13 protein-coding genes and 1 pseudogene are annotated in these 12,638 nt (G+C 54.6%); 9 read left to right on the top strand and 5 right to left on the bottom strand.

The window, feature by feature from the left end; all coding sequences use genetic code 11:
• Positions 1-258: 258 nt before the first annotated feature.
• Entirely contained in the window at positions 259-1,011 is a 753-nt protein-coding gene (locus IPK01_03260; GenBank protein MBK7932515.1) for a hypothetical protein, read from the bottom strand.
• Between the two features lie 12 nt (positions 1,012-1,023).
• Positions 1,024-1,653, bottom strand: coding sequence for a DinB family protein (locus IPK01_03255; protein ID MBK7932514.1), 630 nt, complete (start codon positions 1,651-1,653; stop codon positions 1,024-1,026).
• A gap of 176 nt (positions 1,654-1,829) precedes the next feature.
• On the opposite strand from IPK01_03255, the gene carA reads away from it, so the two are divergent.
• Positions 1,830-2,963: a glutamine-hydrolyzing carbamoyl-phosphate synthase small subunit gene (carA, locus tag IPK01_03250; GenBank protein ID MBK7932513.1), complete on the top strand. Its 1,134-nt coding sequence runs from the start codon at positions 1,830-1,832 to the stop codon at positions 2,961-2,963.
• Between the two features lie 78 nt (positions 2,964-3,041).
• Positions 3,042-3,410: a hypothetical protein gene (locus tag IPK01_03245; protein ID MBK7932512.1), complete on the top strand. Its 369-nt coding sequence runs from the start codon at positions 3,042-3,044 to the stop codon at positions 3,408-3,410.
• A gap of 236 nt (positions 3,411-3,646) precedes the next feature.
• On the opposite strand, the gene IPK01_03240 is transcribed toward IPK01_03245, so the two are convergent.
• From IPK01_03240 to IPK01_03230, 3 genes are all read right to left on the bottom strand, one after another.
• Complete coding sequence (locus IPK01_03240; GenBank protein ID MBK7932511.1) at positions 3,647-4,156, bottom strand: DUF3828 domain-containing protein; 510 nt, start codon at positions 4,154-4,156, stop codon at positions 3,647-3,649.
• A gap of 61 nt (positions 4,157-4,217) precedes the next feature.
• Positions 4,218-4,961 (bottom strand): hypothetical protein, encoded by a 744-nt coding sequence (locus tag IPK01_03235; protein ID MBK7932510.1) that lies wholly within the window; start codon positions 4,959-4,961, stop codon positions 4,218-4,220.
• A gap of 148 nt (positions 4,962-5,109) precedes the next feature.
• Positions 5,110-7,239: a sodium-translocating pyrophosphatase gene (locus IPK01_03230; GenBank protein MBK7932509.1), complete on the bottom strand. Its 2,130-nt coding sequence runs from the start codon at positions 7,237-7,239 to the stop codon at positions 5,110-5,112.
• Between the two features lie 264 nt (positions 7,240-7,503).
• Here IPK01_03230 and IPK01_03225 point away from each other — a divergent pair, with 264 nt between their 5' ends.
• The 7 genes and pseudogenes from IPK01_03225 to IPK01_03195 all read left to right on the top strand — a co-directional run bounded on the left by IPK01_03225 (position 7,504) and on the right by IPK01_03195 (position 12,626).
• Positions 7,504-7,914 (top strand): DUF3052 family protein, encoded by a 411-nt coding sequence (locus IPK01_03225; protein MBK7932508.1) that lies wholly within the window; start codon positions 7,504-7,506, stop codon positions 7,912-7,914.
• Between the two features lie 33 nt (positions 7,915-7,947).
• Positions 7,948-8,546 (top strand): annotated as a pseudogene (locus IPK01_03220) (YdeI/OmpD-associated family protein).
• An 18-nt stretch (positions 8,547-8,564) separates the two neighbouring features.
• Entirely contained in the window at positions 8,565-10,067 is a 1,503-nt protein-coding gene (locus tag IPK01_03215; GenBank protein MBK7932507.1) for a DUF853 family protein, read from the top strand.
• Entirely contained in the window at positions 10,064-10,570 is a 507-nt protein-coding gene (locus IPK01_03210) for an SRPBCC domain-containing protein (protein MBK7932506.1), read from the top strand. The genes IPK01_03215 and IPK01_03210 overlap by 4 nt, the downstream gene beginning before the upstream one ends.
• A 15-nt stretch (positions 10,571-10,585) precedes the next feature.
• Positions 10,586-11,662, top strand: a complete 1,077-nt coding sequence (locus IPK01_03205; protein ID MBK7932505.1) for an exo-alpha-sialidase — start codon at positions 10,586-10,588, stop codon at positions 11,660-11,662.
• A gap of 84 nt (positions 11,663-11,746) precedes the next feature.
• The gene (locus IPK01_03200) at positions 11,747-12,025 is read left to right on the top strand and encodes a MoaD/ThiS family protein (protein MBK7932504.1); all 279 of its coding nucleotides are present in this window, start codon (positions 11,747-11,749) and stop codon (positions 12,023-12,025) included.
• 10 nt (positions 12,026-12,035) lie between these two features.
• The gene (locus IPK01_03195) at positions 12,036-12,626 is read left to right on the top strand and encodes a hypothetical protein (protein MBK7932503.1); all 591 of its coding nucleotides are present in this window, start codon (positions 12,036-12,038) and stop codon (positions 12,624-12,626) included.
• The last annotated feature ends 12 nt before the right edge of the window (positions 12,627-12,638 follow it).

The following is a 12,638-nucleotide window of genomic DNA, read 5'->3' as shown; positions in this document are numbered from 1 at the left end:
GCAGCTTGAGATCTGAGCAAATTCTCCCGAATCGGGCCAGCTGAGCCGCCCGGAAGAAATTGATCGATACGACGACTTTGACCGACATGATGTGATCGACGATCTTGAGCTCAAAAACCGGGTCTTGACCTCGGAAAATAGCCTTGAACCTGAGCTATTCACGGACGGCCACCGACGACACCGACCAGAACGACTACTTTGAAATGACCGACAATTGCGACATCTGCGTAATAGCCAAAATGCTCTCACAATGGGTAGTCATTTGTGCAATTTGCCGATCTCGATCTCGGCAGCAATTCCATTGACCAAATATGCGTCGAATTTGCCCTCGGGCTTTGACTGCACAAAAGGAAACGGATTTTTTGCCTTGAGGCCGAAGAAGATGTCGATATGATCTGCCTTGATATCGCCGCCGACGTCGGCCGCGAAGAAATATCCGTCGTGTTTGGACTTAGCACCGTTCGGCAGCGTGATCTCGACTCCAACGGCCTGCGGAATGAAGATCAGCGAGCCGATCGGGATGAACTTCTTATCGACGGCGATCGTTCGAAACGGTACAAGTTTGTAGCCCGAAACGCCATCGCCAAATTCGCCTTTAGCCGGTGCCCACAGCGTGTAGCCGATCTTTTTGTTGGCGTATTTTGCGTACTTCGGACAGGTAAGGTTGCAGTCGCACTGCTGGGTTGAGCTCGTTGTGGCGTAGTTTAGCGTGACGGGCTTGCCGTTCTTGTCGGTGGTGCGCACCGTTCCCTCGATCGCCGCATCGCACCAGTCGCAATTTGCGAGTTTTACGCCGGTCGGCTTGCCATCGGCATCGTTCAGAGCGACACCGTTCGCATCGTACTCTGCTTCGTGAACGTAGTAGTACGTGGACCAAAGCGATAGTTTAACTGCCGAATTGAGCGTCGGTGCCGAGTGCCCAAAGCCATTTTTATCGAGCTTTGAGTAGCCAAAACCCGAAACGGCAGCGAGCAAAACGACGGCTAAAATAAGTGTCTTTCGTGTTATCACCCAATGCACTGCCTAGTAACCCTTTTTCTTTGGAAAATTCGCGTTCGCCTTGACCTCTAGGATCTGTTTTACGTGCCGCTCGGTGTGCGCCGACAAAAATGCGATCCACAGATATGCATCGATCTCTTTTCCAAATGCCGGATTCATATAGAATCGCTCACGCATGTCGCCGTTGCCTTTATCGACGAAATCGATAGTCGTTTGACGCCGCTGTTTGAATGCCGTGATCGTGTCGGGCATCGTCGTCCACGGCGACTTGTCGGGTCGGATCGGTTCAGGCGCCTGAAACTTATTGGTGCGATCCGGAACCATCGTCATGATCTGCTGCATTGTGACCGCGGTCGTTTTGTTCGCATCTGCCGGAGTCTTCATCACAGCTCCATTGATGAGATCGAAAAGGAACGATTCGGCCAAGGCGATATGCTCAGAAACCTCAAACACCGACCATTTATCGGGTGCTGCCTTCCATTTTAACTGCTCGTCGCTGAGGCCTTTGACCGAATCGAGGAACAGCTTCTTAGTATGTTTTAGGTATTCGACGGCGGCCTTTCGCTCGGCTTTGGTAACGGGCTTTGCCCACACGCTTTCGACACCGGCAAGCAACAACAAAATAACTATGCAACTGAGAACTGAATATTTCATATGCGACTCCTAGACCCGATATTTTCACATATTATTCGCCGAAAATAAATTTACGGACGCCGCAGGATCACTGTGCAACACTGATCAAGCTTCGACGCGGATCCCGCCGTTGAGAATACGGCTAAAGCTCGCAGGCGTTATGCGGCGGCCGCGGCTTTGCGTTAAAATCAAAGCTAATGCAGCAGAAGGCAAAAGCGATATTGGTACTTGAGGATGGGCGCTCGTTCACGGGCGAGTCGTTTGGGGCGGACGGCGAGGCGTATGGCGAGATGGTGTTCAATACGTCGATGTCGGGGTATCAGGAGATATTGACCGACCCTTCGTACGCCGGACAGGTCGTCTGTATGACCTATCCGCTGATCGGCAATTACGGTACGAACGAAACCGACGTCGAATCGCGAAGGCCTTGGGCCGAGGGTTTTGTCGTGAGGGAAGCAAGCCGCATCGCATCAAACTTTCGATCGACGATGTCCCTGCAGGACTATCTCAAAACCAACAACATCGTCGGCCTCGAACACATCGACACACGCGCCCTCGTCCGCCACATCCGCGACAAAGGCGCCATGCGTGTCGGCATATCGACCATCGATCTCGATCCCGAATCGCTGCTCAAAAAGGTGATGAGTTCCCCAAAGATGGAAAACCGAGAACTCGCTAGCCAAGTGACCGTCGACGAAAGCTACGAGTACGACGCATCCGAATCCAAAATCCAAAATCCAAAATCCAAAATCGACCAATACCACATCGTCGCCTACGATTTCGGCGTCAAGACGAACAGCTTGCGAGAGTTTGCCAAGTTCGGCTGCCGCGTGACGGTCGTTCCGGCCGAGACCTCGGCCGCGGACGCGATGGCTCTCAAACCGGACGGCATCTTTCTATCCAACGGCCCGGGCGATCCGGCGTCGATGACGGCAGTCGTCGAGGAGATCAAAAAGCTCACGGCTTCGGAAACGCCGATGTTCGGCATCTGCCTAGGGCACCAACTGATCGGCGAAGCGTTTGGTGGAAAGACCTACAAACTCAAGTTCGGCCACCGCGGCGGCAACCAACCGATCAAGGACCTGACCACCGGCAAGATCGAGATCACCGCCCACAACCACGGCTTCGCAGTCGATGCGGCGAGTTTGCCGGCCGATGTCGAGGTCACGCACATAAACCTCAATGACAACACCGTCGCCGGCCTCCGCCATAAAACGCTGCCGGTCTTCTCCGTCCAATACCATCCGGAATCAGCTCCCGGGCCGCACGACAGCGAGTATTTGTTCGAGAGATTCATCGATCTGATGAATGTGTCGGTAGCCCGCACGTGAGTAAGGGCTCAACATACCCTTAATTCAATTACAAATTGAACTATCCAATGCGAAACCCATGAAAACAACGACACGGATATGAAGCGCGACTACATCGATTTTCAAGACCGATCGGTCGCTAAGGCATACCTGATCACATTTCGATGTTACGGAACCTGGCTGCATGGCGATGATAGAGGTTCCGTTGACCGTCGGTTCTACAACCGCGTCGGAACTCCGCGTATCACCCCAGACTCAGAAAAAGTTGAGCGCAAAGCGGGACAAATGAAGCACAATGTCTTCCTGCTTGGCGCAGCTGAAAGGAAGGTGGTAGAAGCGGCGATACGCGACGTCTGCCGCGTCAGAGGCTATGCGTTATTCGCTCTGGACGTAAGGACGAATCATGCTCATGTTGTTGCAAGCAACTCTGCAAAGCCCGAACGGATGATGGACAGTTTTAAGGCATAGCGACCAAAGCATTGAGGACAGCAGGTTTGATCGGTGAAACTCAAAGGCCTTGGAGTCGTCACGGAAGCACGCGGTACCTGTGGACTGACGGGCACGTCTCTGCGGCGGTCGAATATGTAGTAAATGCGCAGGGCGGGGAGTTGCCTTCGTTTGATTAAGCTTGAATGTAAAGCGCGTTGAGCCCTCACTTACGTGCGGGCTACGGACACGGGGCTGCGGACGCGCGGGCCATGGACTCAGTTGGCCGACAAGATCGCTTTCAGAAATCTATCATCGCCGTCGCCGGGATAGCGGATGTCGTAGATCTTCCAGAGCTTGTTTTTCTGCTGGCGAAAGCGGAATGAAACCATCGTTTCTTTGCCGCTCAGTTTGAATGTGACCTGGACGACTGCTTCGGTCGCGGGGCCGAATTTGGCGTCGCCGCCCCAGCCCGTGTCCATGATGACAAAGTCGGTGTGCGTATTGTCCTGTACGCCGAAGAGCGGATCAAAATCGAGTTTGCCGACTTCGCCGTTCGCCTCTTTGGCGTCTTTCCAGATCAGATCGGCAAGATCCTTGGTGAAATATTTGTCGATGACGACACGGCTCTTCGTCTGAAAGAACGGCCCTGTTCCGGCCTTTTGGGCTTTGTAGAGGTTCTTGATGATGACGTTCGGATTGGTCGTCTTGGCCGATTTAGCCTGTGCAAGACCGATCGATGCGAACGCCAACAAAAGTGCGAGAGTAATTAACGCTTTAATTTTCATTTTTTGTGTACTGCTGGTAAACATTCAAAAAAAGGACCGCCGAAGCGATCCTTCCGTTATCTTAGTCAAGGCCCAATCGAGTGGTTGCTTGAGATTCCCATTCTTCGGTATCGACGCTGCCGATCTCAAACTTTTCCTTGGAGACGACCGAATTTGTTACTTTGGTCTTTTTACCTTTCCCGGTGGTAGTAATGCGTTTTCCGGTGAGGTAATTTGTGCTCTCGCTCGTCACGCTGCCCTCGGCACGGTCGCGGCTGACATAGTCAAAACCGATAAGGATGAACATGCCGGGCTGTTCGTCATAGCGGAATTTGTACGTTACCTCGGTCACCCAACGCGAACCGTGATCATTCATGACCGTCAAAACGCCCTTCGCGATCGAGACATTTGCCGGAGCGGGCATTGCACCGTAAAATGCTCCGCCGCACGCCGTGCACTGAAGGATCTTGCCGGCTACGGCCGCTTTTCTCAGGCCGTCATTTCCGCCGAACACGATCACCAGTGCACGGCCGAGGTCAACCATTTCGTCTTTCTTCGGGTCCGGGTCGATCTCGATCAGCTTTAGGGCATGGTCAATGACGCCGTCCTGATTGAGATCGCCTTTCACATCTTCTTCGATCTTCCAGCCCGCCGGCACAAAATCCTTTACCGTCTTGCCCGAATCGGGTACTAGCGATTCGTCAAATTCGGTCCTCGCCTCTTCGCCGTCCTGCGCAAGCGACGGAGCGGCAGCAAAAAATGTAAATACGGCGCACGCGGCGGCGCCCAACATAAGTGTTCTAAACACTCTATTTCGAACGGTCATTGTCTTTGATTCTCCATTAAAGAAAAATTATCGAAAGTTAAAGATGCGAATGCCCGATCTCGCAGTTGCCATATATTTTGGCTTCGTTGAAGGTCGGGCATTCACACAGACATAAGTTAGATCGCCGATGCGGCGGCGTCGATCACATCTATCGGCTTATGCCGGCTATGAACGGAGCTATGACGAGCGAGACGATCGACATCAGCTTGATGAGAATGTTCATCGACGGCCCCGAGGTGTCCTTGAACGGATCGCCGACCGTGTCGCCGGTCACAGAAGCCTTGTGCGGCTCTGAGCCTTTGTAAAACATCTCGCCGTTGATCTCGACGCCCTTCTCGAACGATTTCTTGGCATTGTCCCAGGCACCGCCGGCGTTCGATTGGAAAATTCCCATCAGTACACCCGAAACAGTGACACCGGCGAGCAGTCCGCCCAAGACCTCAGGGCCGAACGTAAATCCGACGAGTACCGGCGTGATCAACGCGATCGCTCCGGGCATGATCATCTGTTTGATCGATGCGTTGGTCGAAATGGCCACGCATTTTTCATATTCCGGCTTGGCTTTGTATTCCATGATGCCCGGAATTTCGCGGAACTGGCGGCGGACCTCCTCGACCATTTCCATCGCGGCCTTGCCGACGGCCTGGATGCACAACGCCGAGAAAATGAAAGGTATCATACCACCGACGAACAGTCCGGCGAGTACGTTTGCCTTGTAAATGTCGATACGGTCGATCCCTGCCATTCCAACGAATGCCGCGAACAAAGCGAGCGATGTCAGAGCGGCTGACGCGATGGCAAATCCTTTGCCGGTTGCGGCTGTCGTGTTGCCGACGGCATCGAGATTGTCGGTGCGTTCGCGAACCTCAGGAGGCAACTGGCTCATTTCGGCAATGCCGCCGGCGTTGTCGGCGATCGGTCCGAAAGCATCGATCGCGAGCTGCATTGCGGTGGTCGCCATCATACCGGCTGCCGCGATCGCGACACCGTAAAGGCCCGCAAAATAGTACGAAGCGATGATACCGCCGGCGAGCGTCAAGACCGGAATGACGGTCGATTTCATGCCGACCGAAAGGCCGCCGATGATGTTGGTCGCGTGCCCGGTCGATGACTGGCGGACGATCGACAGCACCGGCTTTTTGCCCATTGCGGTGAAATATTCGGTGACGATACTCATGATCGCTCCGACGATGCTGCCGACGACGATCGCGCCGAATACACCGTTGCGGGTGAAAGCGGTTCCACGTGCGGAGTTGGCCCACGCCAGGTTTTCGGGCAGCATCCACATGACGACAAAGTACGATGCGATCACCGTCAGGATGATCGACGCCCAGTTGCCGATGTTGAGTGCGTTTTGAACGCTCGATTTGTCGTCCTTGATCCTGACCATTGCGCAGCCGATGATCGAGAAGATAATACCAAGTCCGCAGATGACCATCGGCAAAAGGATCGGCGACATGCCGCCGAAATTGTCAGTTACCTTTATCTCTTGTCCGAGGACCATTGTTGCGAGGATAGTCGCTACATACGAACCAAACAGGTCGGCACCCATACCGGCGACATCGCCGACGTTGTCACCGACGTTATCGGCGATCGTTGCGGGGTTGCGGACATCGTCCTCCGGAATTCCGGCCTCGACCTTTCCGACGAGATCGGCACCGACGTCAGCCGCCTTGGTGTAAATGCCGCCGCCGACACGTGCGAACAGTGCGATCGACTCGGCACCGAGCGAGAATCCCGTCAACACTTCGATCGCCGTCTTGATTTGATTGGCGCCGAGTCCCTGGAAGATGGCGAGGAAAAGGATGAACAGGCCACCGAGGCCAAAGACAGCAAGACCGGCGACGCCGAGGCCCATTACCGTCCCGCCGGTGAATGACACTCTCAATGCCTGTTTCAGGCTTGTGCGGGCAGCCTGCGTCGTGCGGACGTTAGCTTTGGTCGCGACCTTCATTCCGATATAGCCTGCGGTCGCGGAGAAAACTGCTCCGATGATAAAGGCGATCGCGATCAGCCAGCTCGAATGGATCTCTTTGCCGTTTACTTCGTGGATCGTGCCGGAATATGCAAGTAGAACCGACGTGAACAGCACGAAAATGCTGAGCACCCGCCATTCTGCTTTCAAAAACGCCATTGCTCCGTCGGCGATATAGCCGGCGAGTTCCTGCATTTTCTCGTCACCGGCATCCTGCTTACCGACCCAAGCCGACTTAAATGCCATTACCAGCAAACCCAAGACCCCTAATGCGGGCACCAAGTAAATTACGTATTCGTTCATATTGTTTCTATTCCGTGTTTTCGCCAAGGCGAGGCAAACCTTTACAAACTACCTCAATAAATTGGCATTAAAACTCAGATAAATTCTAGTTAATATCCAAAACTAATGATTATCAAATACTTGCCCCGATTTAACAAATATCGCGCAGCAAAAAGTGGGATTCACCACAGCGTCGCCGCAGACCCTGAGCCAGATAAGATCGTATTCGTTCCCGCTATTATTTTTATCTCAGTGTTCACCGCGTCTCTGTGGTAAATTTCCTTTATGACCACAGGCTATTCAGGAACACCGCTCGCAAAGAAACTTGGCATCAAGGACGGCTTTCTGGTCATGACGCAGAATGCCCCGGATAATTATTCCGAGCTCGTCGCACCGCTGCCCGACTCGGTTTCGATCACAGATAGTTCGGCGGCCGACGCGGATCTCATCCATCTATTTACCAACAGCCGCGACGAATTATTCGGGAAACTTGCCGAGTGTATTCGCCTGATCAAACAAGACGGCTCGATCTGGGTCTCGTGGTATAAAAAGGCCGCGAAACTGCCGACGGAGATCACCGAGGACACGATTCGCGAGGCGGCATTTCCGCTGGGGCTGGTCGATGTAAAGGTCTGTGCGTTCGATGAGAAATGGTCGGGGCTAAAATTGGTTATTCGCAAGGAAAATCGTATATAATACGGTTCACTTTCAATTGATGGAGAGGTTGTTATGCCGACAATAGATCCGCGGATCGACGCGTATATCGAAAAGTCGCAGGAATTCGCAAAACCGGTCCTCACGCATCTTCGCGAGCTCGTTCACGAAACGTGTCCGGATGTTACGGAAACGCTCAAATGGAGCATGCCGAGCTTTGAATACAAGGGCATCTTGTGCGGGTTTGCGTCGTTCAAACAGCACTGCACGTTTGGCTTTTGGAAACAGACGCTGATGGAATCGGCCGAGTTCTCGGAAACGAAAACAGCGATGGGCAGCTTGGCAAGCTCACCTCGTTAGACGATCTACCGAAAGACGCCGTGATGAAGAAGCTCATCAAACAGGCGATGAAGCTCAACGATGAAGGCGTCAAGGTAACAAAGCCGAAGCACGAAAAGAAAGAGTTCGTCGTGCCCGACATCCTGCTCGAGGCGCTGGCAAGAAACGATAAGGCCGCCGAGACCTTCGACAAATTTCCGCCGAGCTGCAAACGCGACTACGCCGAATGGATTTCTGACGCCAAGACCGACGCGACCCGCGACAAGCGGCTGGCAACCACGATCGAGTGGCTGTCAGAAGGGAAACGGCGGAATTGGAAATACGAAAAGTGTTGAGAAGAGTGAAAGAAAAATATGAGCGAACCAATACTCGTTGCAAAAAAGGATGCAAACGAATTCTATCTTTTGCCGCAGATGGCCAATCGTCACGGCGTTATTACGGGGGCGACCGGAACGGGTAAGACAGTTACCCTGCAGAAGCTGGCCGAGGGCTTTAGCTCACGCGGTGTGCCTGTTTTTATGGCCGATATCAAGGGCGACCTGACCGGTGTGACACAGGCCGGCGGCGGCAATGCCAAGATCGACGCCCGCAACGAACTGCTCGGCATCACGCCCGCGTTCGAAGGCTTTCCTGCGACGGTCTGGGATGTTTTCGGCAAGCAAGGCCATCCGCTGCGGGCGACCGTTTCGGAAATGGGCCCGCTGCTGATCGCACGGCTTTTGCAGCTCAACGACACACAGGAAGGCGTGCTTTCGATCGCGTTCAAGTTTGCTGATGACAACGGCCTGATGCTGATCGACCTCAAGGACCTGCAGGCGTTGATGCAGTTCGTCGGTGAAAGTGCGGCGGAGTTGACGCTCCAATACGGCAACGTTTCGGCGGCGTCGGTCGGTGCGATCCAACGTGGCCTGCTCCAGATCGATGAGCAGGGCGGCGACCTTTTCTTTGGCGAGCCGGCCGTAAAACTCGACGATTTTATGCAAAGCGTCGGCGGCAAAGGCGTGCTGAATCTGCTCGCTGCCGATCAATTGATCAACTCGCCGAAGCTCTATTCGACGTTTTTGCTCTGGCTGCTTTCCGAATTGTTCGAGGAACTGCCCGAGGCAGGTGACCTTGAAAAGCCAAAACTCGTGTTCTTCTTCGACGAGGCCCATTTACTGTTTTCTGACGCTCCGCAGGCACTGATCGATAAGGTCGAGCAGGTCGTTCGGCTTATTCGATCGAAGGGCGTCGGTGTATATTTTGTCACGCAAAATCCGGCTGACATTCCCGAGAAGGTCCTGGCACAGCTCGGCAACCGCGTTCAGCACGCTCTGCGAGCGTATACGCCGCAGGAGCAGAAAGGCGTCAGAGCGGCCGCGTCGTCGTTTCGTGTTAATCCGGCCCTCGACACCGAGACGGTCATCACCGAGCTTGGCGTCGGCGAAGTTCTGATCTCGACGCTCGACGAAAAGGGCGTTCCGACGATGGTCGACCGGGCGTTCGTTGTTCCTCCGGCAGGACACATCGGGCCGATCTTGCCCGAGCAGCGTGCGGCCTTGATCGCAAATTCGCTCGTTGCAGGTGTCTATGAAACACCGATCGACCGCGAATCGGCTTTTGAAATGCTCAAGGTAAAATCTGACGCACGGCTTGCCGAACAGCAGCTCGCCGCCGAGCAGGCCGCGATCGAAAAACAGCAAGCCGAGGCGGTAAAAGCCGAAAAGGCCGCCGCTCGTGCCCCCGATACCGTTTGGGAATCGATCGGCAAGAGTGCCGTCCGCAGCGCAACCAGCAGCATCGGCCGTTCGCTCGGCACTAAGCTGGTTCGCGGCGTGCTTGGCGGATTGCTCGGCGGCAAGAAGAGCTGGTTTTGATCAATTTCGATATGGCTCGCGACTGGAGCACATTTACGCGGCGGATAACCGTCAACTATCCAACCAAAGCGATCTACGACGCTTGGGCGATACCGTCTCAGATCGAACGCTGGTTTCTGCGTTCCGCAGAGTACGTCGGTGTCGATGGAGCCTCGAAGAATCGTGACCGCGAGGTCGAGGCCGGCGATTCTTATCTGTGGCGTTGGCATGGATATCTCGACGACGTCAGCGAGAGCGGAATGATTCTCGAAGCCAACGGCCTCGATAAGTTTGCGTTCACGTTCACCAATGGCTGCCCCGTCACGGTATCGATCGCCGAAGAAAAAGGTGAAACTGTCGTCGAACTGATCCAAAGTCAGATACCTGACGATCCCTCTCGACATATTTACATCGAATGCGGTCTCGGGTGGGCATTTTATCTTGCAAATCTCAAATCGATCCTCGAAGGCGGCATCGATCTCAGAAACAGAAATGTCGACATCAAGGATGTTGTAAACGCTTAGATCACGGAGAGGTTTATGGCTGAGAAAGGTACTTTGCTATTGGTCGGAACGGCAAAAGGGCTGTTCATTCTCGAGCGGGCGTCCGGCAGCGATAAATGGTCGATCGAAGGGCCGCATTTTGCTGGGCTCGCGGTATATTCTGCGTTTCTCGATCAGCGAAAAGGCCGAAACGAGATGTGGGCCGGTCCGGCGAGCTGGCATTTTGGTGCTGAGCTTTGCAAGAGCACCGATATGGGCAAGACGTGGGATATGCCCGAAAAGCGGCGTATCAAGATGCCCGCGAATACGAAAACCGCGCTCGAGAATATCTGGCAGATCGCTCCGGGTGCGAATGACGATACGCTTTACGTCGGTACGGCTCCGGGCGGGCTTTTCGAATCGCACGATCGAGGCGAAACCTGGAAACTCAACAGCGGCCTCTGGAAACACAAGCACCGCAAGAATTGGACTCCCGGATTTGGCGGCCTCTGTCTGCACACGATCATCACCGACAAAAAGCACCCGAACGATCTGAAGATCGCGGTCTCCTCCGCGGGCGTTTACCGATCGGCCGACGGCGGTGAAACGTGGGCGGCAACAAATGAGGGCATTAAGGCGTATTTTATGCCGAACCAATATCCCGAATTCGGCCAGTGCGTTCACAAGATCGTCAGGCACCCAAAAAAGAAGAAGACGCTTTTCCTGCAAAATCACCACGGCGTTTACCGCAGCCGCGACGACGGCCATACGTGGCAGGAGATCGAGAACGGGCTGCCGTCGAACTTTGGATTTGGAATGACGGCGAGCGGTTCGGGGTCGGTGTTCATCGTGCCGCTCGAGGCTGATGCGAAACGGTTTACCTGCGACGGCAAGCTCCGCGTTTACCGAACTCGCGACGAAGGCGAAACGTGGCAGCCGCTGACCAAAGGCCTGCCCCAAAAGAACGCCTACGAGGTCATCCTGCGCGACGCTGTCGATTCCGTCGGCACGGACATCTTTGTCGGCACCAAGAACGGCAAGCTCTTCGGCTCAGACGACGACGGCGACTCGTGGAAACTGATCGAAGGCTCACTGCCCGAGATCTGCTGTGTCAAGGCGTATTCTCTAGGTTAAATATGTCGGTCTCACTGCGTCCTCGGCGATCTCCGCGTTTAGAATTAAACGCAGAGTCCGCAAAGGACGCAGAGTAGGATAGAAATGTCAGTTACCGTTCATCTCAGCGGATATCTGAGACCGTTTTCCGGCGGCGAGACCGAGGTGCACCTAGACGGCGAACCGGCGACCGTCGGCGACGCTCTTGAATCGCTTTTCAAGCTCCACCGGGCACTTCGCGACCGCGTCCTGAACGAGCAGGGTGAGATCCGCCAGCACGTCAACATCTTCGTCGGCGGCGACGACGTAAAGCGAATTAAGGGTCTCTTGACGCCAATCAAGGGCGACGAACTGCATATTTTCAACGCCGTCAGTGGCGGTTAACGGAACATCGATGCTGATCAAGAACGTGATCCTCGACGATATTAAGGCCGGCAAGATCTCGCTGATCTTTCGCCGCTGGAAAAAGCCCGGCGTGAAGGCCGGAGGGACGCAGATGACTCAGCGTGGCGTGCTGGCGATCGAAGCGGTCGACGTGGTAACCGAACGAAATATCAAAAACGAGGATGCGATCGCGGCCGGATTTGCGTCGAAACGTGAGCTGCTAGCACAGTTGGTCGAACGCGACGAGCCGACCGAAATCTACCGCATCGCAGTGCATTTTGCGGGCGAGGATCCGCGTAAGGAACTCCGCCAAAAAGCCGACCTGTCTGACGATGAGATCGGCGAGATCATCGCCAAACTCCGTAAACTCGACGCCGGCAGCAAACGCGGGAACTGGACGCAAATGTATCTGCAGATGATCAACGACCAGCCCAACACCCACGCCGCCATTCTCGCCGAACAGATCGGCCTGGACATCCCGCACTTCAAACCCTGGGTCCGCAAACTAAAAGCCCTCGGCCTGACGGAAAGCCTGCGGCCGGGATATCGGTTGTCCCCGAGAGGTGAAAAGGTGCTCGACGCATTGCGGCGCGTAAAATAGTAGACTAGCTGT

It is taken from the genome of Acidobacteriota bacterium, from assembly GCA_016713675.1.
In the GTDB taxonomy this organism is placed as follows: Bacteria; Acidobacteriota; Blastocatellia; order Pyrinomonadales; family Pyrinomonadaceae; genus OLB17.
Note: the sequence above shows the minus strand (reverse complement) of the source record. Positions and strands in the feature narration are given on the sequence as shown.

Bases quoted from the DNA above. Each gene is read 5' to 3' on its own strand.
- IPK01_03245 (MBK7932512.1), top strand. From the start codon at position 3,042: ATGAAGCGCGACTACATCGATTTTCAAGACCGATCGGTCGCTAAGGCA.
- IPK01_03200 (MBK7932504.1), top strand. From the start codon at position 11,747: ATGTCAGTTACCGTTCATCTCAGCGGATATCTGAGACCGTTTTCCGGC.
- IPK01_03230 (MBK7932509.1), bottom strand. From the start codon at position 7,239: ATGAACGAATACGTAATTTACTTGGTGCCCGCATTAGGGGTCTTGGGT.
- IPK01_03225 (MBK7932508.1), top strand. From the start codon at position 7,504: ATGACCACAGGCTATTCAGGAACACCGCTCGCAAAGAAACTTGGCATC.
- IPK01_03205 (MBK7932505.1), top strand. From the start codon at position 10,586: ATGGCTGAGAAAGGTACTTTGCTATTGGTCGGAACGGCAAAAGGGCTG.
- IPK01_03235 (MBK7932510.1), bottom strand. From the start codon at position 4,961: ATGACCGTTCGAAATAGAGTGTTTAGAACACTTATGTTGGGCGCCGCC.
- IPK01_03215 (MBK7932507.1), top strand. From the start codon at position 8,565: ATGAGCGAACCAATACTCGTTGCAAAAAAGGATGCAAACGAATTCTAT.
- IPK01_03240 (MBK7932511.1), bottom strand. From the start codon at position 4,156: ATGAAAATTAAAGCGTTAATTACTCTCGCACTTTTGTTGGCGTTCGCA.
- carA (MBK7932513.1), top strand. From the start codon at position 1,830: ATGCAGCAGAAGGCAAAAGCGATATTGGTACTTGAGGATGGGCGCTCG.
- IPK01_03195 (MBK7932503.1), top strand. From the start codon at position 12,036: ATGCTGATCAAGAACGTGATCCTCGACGATATTAAGGCCGGCAAGATC.
- IPK01_03255 (MBK7932514.1), bottom strand. From the start codon at position 1,653: ATGAAATATTCAGTTCTCAGTTGCATAGTTATTTTGTTGTTGCTTGCC.